This is a genomic window from Novosphingobium sp. (genome assembly GCF_025351285.1).
GTDB lineage: Bacteria > Pseudomonadota > Alphaproteobacteria > Sphingomonadales > Sphingomonadaceae > Novosphingobium.
The window spans coordinates 1-6,894 of record NZ_JANXWG010000047.1 but is presented as its reverse complement, the minus strand read 5'-3'; the positions used below and the strand labels follow the sequence as shown (position 1 = coordinate 6,894).

Annotated in this window: 4 protein-coding genes and 3 pseudogenes; 6 read left to right on the top strand and 1 reads right to left on the bottom strand. The window is 66.4% G+C overall.

The features are described 5' to 3' along the window. The 5 genes and pseudogenes from Q0R16_RS05485 to Q0R16_RS05470 all read left to right on the top strand — a co-directional run. On the top strand, positions 1-183 hold a 183-nt coding region (locus tag Q0R16_RS05485), incomplete at its 5' end, for a DUF4402 domain-containing protein (protein ID WP_295633201.1). Between the two features lie 75 nt (positions 184-258). Beyond that, complete coding sequence (locus tag Q0R16_RS05480) at positions 259-1,239, top strand: hypothetical protein (RefSeq protein ID WP_295633198.1); 981 nt, start codon at positions 259-261, stop codon at positions 1,237-1,239. Then, positions 1,236-4,841, top strand: coding sequence for a hypothetical protein (locus tag Q0R16_RS05475; RefSeq protein WP_295633195.1), 3,606 nt, complete (start codon positions 1,236-1,238; stop codon positions 4,839-4,841). Before Q0R16_RS05480 ends, Q0R16_RS05475 begins: the two co-directional genes overlap by 4 nt. Positions 4,842-5,223: 382 nt before the next feature. Continuing rightward, positions 5,224-5,400, top strand: coding sequence for a winged helix-turn-helix domain-containing protein (locus Q0R16_RS19540; protein WP_366857173.1), 177 nt, complete (start codon positions 5,224-5,226; stop codon positions 5,398-5,400). 376 nt (positions 5,401-5,776) lie between these two features. Next, positions 5,777-6,037: pseudogene (locus Q0R16_RS05470) on the top strand (transposase); the annotation flags it as partial. Here the strand turns inward: Q0R16_RS05470 and Q0R16_RS05465 are convergent. After that, a pseudogene (locus tag Q0R16_RS05465) lies at positions 6,037-6,447 on the bottom strand (IS110 family transposase); the annotation flags it as partial. The pseudogenes Q0R16_RS05470 and Q0R16_RS05465 sit on opposite strands and share 1 nt — an antisense overlap. Positions 6,448-6,521: 74 nt before the next feature. Here Q0R16_RS05465 and Q0R16_RS05460 point away from each other — a divergent pair. Beyond that, positions 6,522-6,875: pseudogene (locus Q0R16_RS05460) on the top strand (transposase); the annotation flags it as partial. Between the last annotated feature and the right edge of the window lie 19 nt (positions 6,876-6,894).

The following is a 6,894-nucleotide window of genomic DNA, read 5'->3' as shown; positions in this document are numbered from 1 at the left end:
CTTGTGAACGGGGTGAACCGCATGGCGGTCACGGGGTTCACCGGCAACGTGGCCAGCAGCGCGGCGGCGCTTGATGCAACGGGCAATTTCACGCTCAACGTCGGCGCAACACTCAATGTCGCGGCAAACCAGGCGATTGGCACGTATTCAGGCACTTACGTGCTAACTGTGGTTTATCAATAGCACTCGATTGCAAGAAGATACCTGATTCCCCATAGGATCGCTTGCTCAAGGCGAGCAACGTTCGGGGGATCGCGCATGAAGACCGAGCCAGGGCTGTCCGATCGCGCGCGGACGTCGATACGATGCGTGCCATCGATGTGCGCCGCCCTGATTGCGGTGCTTGCCGCAGGCGGACCGGTAAATGCGCAGCAGCAGGCGCTGGGTTCACCGGCCGCCCCCAAAGCGCCGGCGTCAGTGGTTGCTGCCGCACCGCAAGGCGCGGTGGGCGGGCTGGGCGATATCAACCTCTACCCCAAGCGCGTGGTCATGGGCGACAAGCTGCGCGTGACCAGCGTCGGCCTCTACAACCGCGCGAGCGCTTCGGGCGACTACGAGATCTCGATCTCGGACCTGGTCATGAAGCCCGATGGCACGCTCGTCGAACTCGCCACGATCAAGGACGAGGCCGAGCGCGCGAAAGTCCGCACCGCCAGCGCGCTGATCCGCTGGTCGCCGCACCGGGTCACGCTGCCGGCCAACGAGGCGCAGATGATCCGCGTGATGGCGCACGCCGGCCCCGACCTGCCGCCGGGCGAATACCACTCGCACTTCTCGGTGGTCGCGGTCCCGCCCGTCAGCGACGGTCTGTCGATCGAACAGGCGGCCGGGGCGACGCAGCCGGGCAACATCGGGGTCACGATCGTGCCGCGCTTCGGCATCGCCATCCCCGTGATCGTGCGCGTGGGCCAGACCACGCTGACCGCGGGATTGCGCGACCTGGCCGTCACCACCTCGCGCGCGGGCGCGAAAGTCGTGAGCCTGACGATCACCCGGGCCGGCACGCGCTCGGCCTTCGGTGACGTGACCGTCACCGTGCCGGGCGCGAAGAAACCGGTCGCGCAAGTCCGCGGCATCGGCGTTTACACCGAGATCGCCGAGCGTAGAATCGAGATTCCGCTCACCCCCGATGCCGATCCGCGGCTGATCGCGCCCGGAGCGCGGCTGACCGTGACTTATGTCGATGACGACGAAGCGCCCGGCAAGACGCTGGCGCGGCAGGAATTTGTCGTGCCGTGAACCCGCAAATGGCGCGGCAGCGATCGAGGCGCGCGCGGCGGCTGCCAAGAGCGCTGACGGGAGCGCTGGCGGGGGCAAGCGTGCTGGTGCTGGGCGAAGCCCTGTTCGCGCCGGCGGGGCCGGTGGAGGAGGCAATCCCGCCACCCGCCGTCAAACCCGGGCGCAGCAAGCTGCCTCAGCCGCACTTCGGCGGAAAGCGCGCCGATCGCACCGCCAAGGCCCGGCGCAAGGCCGAGCGGCGACTGGCCAAGTCCAGGCTGACGAAGCAGCGGCATGAAGCGCTGGCCATGGCCGAGCCGCTGCCGGTCCCCCAGCGCATGTCCGGCACGCGCAGCCGCCTGATCGAGCGCGTGGCTGGACCGGCAGTTCTACCCGTCGTTGACCAGGACGCGGCGGGCGTGACGCCGGCGGCCGGACCGCTACCCCTGCCAGCCTTCGCGGCCGACCCGCCATTGCCGCCGATGGCCTTGGGGTCCGTCGCCTTGCTGCCCGATGTCGCACCCACGGCCGAGGGCGCTCCCGACGTGGCAGCGACGGCGGCAGCAACGGTTTCACCAGCCGATCCGGCCCCGACACCCGCGCTGCCGATCGCGTCACTTGCGCAAGTTCCGGTCGAGCCTGCGCGCACAATCGTACCGGTCGAGGTCCTGCCCGATCTGCCGCAAGCCGTGCATATGGCGGGTCCGAAGGTTACACCTGCCCCTCCGCCAGCCGCAGCGGACAAGCCGGCTCGACGGCGCATGCTCGCGCTGGCCACGATGCCGCGCCCCGATTTCGGAACGCCCGGCCCGGCGTCGCCTCCGCCGCCACCTGCGCGCAAACCCTTGCCCGTGCCCGATTTCGGCAAAGTTGCACCAAACCCCGCGCCGGCCTTCGCCCAGCCCGCGAAAGCGCCCTTCGCCGCCGGTGTTGCCACAACGGCGGTGCCAGCCGTCGCGTTTGCCGGGCAGGGGCTCGACCACGACGGCGGCGTTGGCGGCACGGGCGCGATCTTTTCGGGCGACGATGAACTGATCCTCCAGATCGAAACCGGCGATGGCGCCACCAGCGATACCGTGATCGGTTATGGCACGCGCGCGGGCACGTATTTGCCATTGGGCGCGCTGGCGCGGTTCCTCGAAGTGGGCCTCGCGATCAGCGACGATGGCCACTACGCCAGTGGCTGGGTGCTCGACGAGAAGCGCACGCTGGTGATCAACTTGCGCGAGGGCACGCTGACGCTGGCGGGCAAGTCGCTGCCGCTCGCGCGCGGCGATGCCGCTGCGTTCGAGGGTGAGCTTTACCTCAAGGCCGAACGCTTCGCCGCGCTGTTTCCGCTCACGCTCGCGGTCAATCCGCGCGCGCAAACGATCGCGATCAGGACGCTGGAGCGTTTCCCGTACGAGCAGCGCTTCGAGCGCGAGCGCGCGCGCGAAAAGCTGTCGGGACGCGGCGGCGGCGCGGGTGCGGCCAAATGGCCGCGCGAAAAGACCCCGTGGGCCGCGCTGAGCTTTCCGCTGGCCGACGTCGAAACGCGCATGGTCTCCGACAATGCGCTCGGCCCGCGCACCGAGACCGATCTGCGGCTCGCCGGCGACCTGGCCTTCATGACCGCGCGGGTTTTCGCCAGCACCTCGTCGGTCTATGGACTGACGGCCGCGCGGATCGAGATGGGCCGGCAGGACCCCGACGCGCGGCTGCTCGGCCCGCTCAGGGCCACCGCATTCGCCTTTGGTGACGTGTCGACCGCGACGCTTCCGCTAGGGTTGCGCGGCACTTCGGGACGCGGCGCGACGCTGACCAATGCCGCGCTGGCGCAAGCGTCGGTGTTCGACACGCTGGATTTGCGCGGCGAGCTGCCCAACGGCAACGAAGTCGAGCTGTACCGCAACAACACCCTGATCGGTTCCACCCGGACACCGGTCAACGGCCAGTACGAATTCCTCCAGGTCCCGGTCGATTACGGGCTCAACGTGTTCCGGCTGGTGTTCTATGGTCCGCAGGGCCAACGCCGCGAGGAGGTGCGCCGGTTGAGCGTGGGTGACGGGCGGCTGGGCAAGGGCGAGCTCAATTACACCGTCGGCGTCGCGCAGAAGGACATCAACCTGGCGAGCGTGCGGTTGCCCAACTTTCTGCCCGGCCCCGACTACGGCAAATGGCGGGCGAGCGCGCAGGTCCTGTTCGGCGTTTCAACCGAACTTACCGCGAGCGCATCGGCCGCCTGGTTCGAAACCGATGCAGGCAAGCGGGCGCTGGTTTCAGGAGGAATGCGCGTCGGGCTGGGCGGACTGGCGCTCAAGCTCGACGCCGGATACGAGACGCGCGCGACGCCCGCAACCGGCTCGGGCGAAGCGCTGGAGGTGGGGCTCGGCGGCAAGCTGCTGGGCTTCTCGTTCGCGCTGACCCACGCCGAATATCGCGGCCGGTTCAGCGACGAGGTCCGCGCTTTTACTGCCGACAGCCTGAAGCGGGCGAGCGAGCTGACCGTCGCCGGCACGCTCGATCTGGGGTGGCTGCACCGTTCGCTGATGCTGCCGCTGTCAGGTCGCTTCCGCCGGATCGCCTTCGACGACGGGCACATCCAGACCGACGGCTCGCTCGCCTCGTCATTGCCCGCGTTCGGCGCGATCCTGTCCTCTCGCCTCGAATATTCGAGCTCGGCAATTCCGGGCACCAATACCTTCCGGGGCCTGACCGGCTCGTTCGATCTTGCCACGCTTGCGCGCTCGCGCACGCGCTACCACGCCTCGCTCGATTTCGGGCTGCTGCCGGGCGCGCGGCTGAATGCCGCATCGTTCGACGTCGATCATGCGATCGACGACAACACCACGTTGAGGGCAGGTATCCAGCGGACTTTTGCCGGCGGGCAGACGACGGCGGGGCTCTCGGGCTACCGCCGGTTCCGAAACTTCACGCTCGCGTTCAGCGGCAACTACACCGTGCCCTCGCGCAGCTACGACGTACAGCTTCGACTCGGGTTCAGCTTCGGGCGCAATCCGCTCACAAGGCGGTTGTTCACCGCGCGACCGGGGCTGGCGGGGCAGGGAGCGATCGCCATTCGCGCCTATGAGGACTACAACGGCAATCGCGCCTACGACCCGGGCGAACCGGTGCTGCCAAAGGTGGCGTTCGGCAACGGCGTCCAGACGGGAGAAACCGACGCCGATGGCATCACCTTTATCGGCGGGCTGGGCGACGCGGCGAAGGCCAGCATCCGGCTCGATACCGACACTTTGCCCGACATCGCGCTGGCCGCTGTGACAACGGGGATCGAGGTCGTACCGCGCGCAGGTCGCATCCACGTCTCGGACTTTGCGATCGTGGCGCTAAGCGAGATCGAGGGCATTGCGCGGTTTGCTGGACCTGGCCAAAGCAAGCGCGGCGTTTCGGGGCTGGTCCTGTTGTTGCGCGACGCCGGAACCGGCAAACAGGTCGCGCGCGTTCGCAGCGAAGCCGACGGGTTTTTCTATTTCGAACAGGTCCGCCCGGGCACCTACCGCATAGAACTCGATCCCGGCCAAGCCCAAAGCCTGCACCTGCTGATGGAGGAGACCCACACGATCGTTATCGGATCAAAGAGTGCTGTCCAGCATCTAGAGGTCACGATCGCGACCGGATTATAAGGGGCGATGACAATGCACAAAAGTGGGCGCGTTGTGGGTCGTCCGCTTACGCGAGTTGATTTGGACGCTTCGGGACTGCGCTTAGCGGCACGGCGGTCGTCGAGCGTTGCAGCATCGCGGCGCATGTTGGCATTGGCGCTGGTGCTGGAGGGCAAATCGCGAACCGAGGCGGCCGCAGGCAGCGGGCATGGATCGGCAGACACTGCGCGCCCTTCGTCAGGCTCAGGAGGGTGCATCGCTACAATGAGGAAGGCTTGGCCGGGTTGTCGGATCGGTATGGAAATTTCGGACCAAAGCGCCTGTTTTCCCCTGAGCAGGAAGCCGAGGTTGCGCAATGGGTTCGTGCTGGCCCTGACCTGGCCGAACATGGCGTCGTCCGCTGGTGCCGGGCCGACTTTGCCGCGCGATCAAGGCCAGGTTCGGCATCGTTCTGGCCGAACGCACGATGAGCACCGTGCTGCGTCGGCTGGGTTTCCGACGCGTCGTCCCCAGACCGCGCCACCCCGGCCATGATGCTGCGGCGCAAGCGTCTTTCAGCGCGACTTCGCCGCCCTCATAGAGGCCGCGCTGCCACAGCAGGCCAAGGCCAAACCGCTGGAGCTCTGGTGGCGAGATGAAGCCCGCATCAGCCAACAAGGCACGTTGACCCGGCTACGGCCGGACCGAGACGGATGGCCGCACCTTGTACAACATCGACATCGTCGCAAGCGAGATCGAATTCGTCTGAGCCATATCGGGAGCCCCGACATGCTGCACATTTCGAACTTCGACGATGTCGCCTGTATCATCGCAGGCATCACTGTAACCAACCCCGCGATGGTTGTTCGTGTCCGCAAGCAGGCACTCGGGCGCCTCGAAAAATAGGCCTTCCCTGACCGGCTGAAATCGGATTCAGGGTTTGGCGCGCATAGAGCGCGGGATCGTGGGATTTCGAGATGGGCCAGCCTGGATTTTTCGATTTGCAGCACCGTTATGAGGAGCTGGACGCGCATGGCGACCCGCTGGTGGCGATCAATGCGGCGGTGCCGTTCGAGATGTTCCGGGTTAAGCTGAAGACGGCGCTGATCAAGGGCGGGCTTCGGCGCTCTGAGGTGGAGCGCAAGAGCGCCGCCGGCCGCAAGCCGTGGGACGAGGTGCTGATCTTCAAGGTGCTGGTGCTACAGGCGCTTTACAATCTGTCGGACGAGGCAATGGAATAAGCGAGCAAGGTTCGCAGCAGCATTTCGCCGTCGATGCGGTCGGTCTTGACGCGGCGCGCCCGGCGCGGGACCGCAATCGATGCGGGATCGACGACATAGCTTTCGAACCCTTCCGGTTCCAAGACCCGATGAAGCCAGAAGCCATCGAGCCCCGCCTCCTGGATCACAACAAAGCCAAAGCGCTTTCCGGTACGAGCCTCCGCCTTGCGCTGCAGTTCGGCAAAGCGTGCAAGCAGCCCGGCAACATCCTTTGCGGCTACGACGAACTTCGACATCTTCTCGCCGTTCCCCGGCGCCAAAGACGTGATCAACCATTTCGATTGCGAGAGTTCCAGCGAGATAAAATTCGCGCTAAGCTCGGTGTGAACAGCGGACGGCTTTTGGGAACGATGAGCTGCGATCGGCATGTTGGTCTCCAGAGTTGGTTTTTAGCGAGAGCAGTCTGGCAGAGCGCCGCTCGCTGTTCACCTCCTCATGGGATCTCGATGACCTGCTCGATCCAGACAACACTGCCAGCACGGTGTGGGCCGACAGCGCCTATCGCAGCCAGGAGGCCGAGGAGAAACTCGCCGCACGCGGGTTCAAGAGCCGGGTCCACCGACGAGGACGCCGGGGCAAGCCGCTCACGGCGCGACAGGAAGCGGCCAACAAGACCCGCTCGTCGGTGCGGGCGCGGGTCGAGCATGTGTTCGGCAGCCAGCACAACAGCATGGGCGGCAAGCTCGTGCGCACCATCGGCATCGTCCGCGCGACTGCGAAGATCGGAATGCAGAACCTGGCCTACAATATGCGCCGCCTGGTCGTGCTCCAACGCGGCGCGTTGACCACCGCATAGCGCCCGGAAACCGCGATCC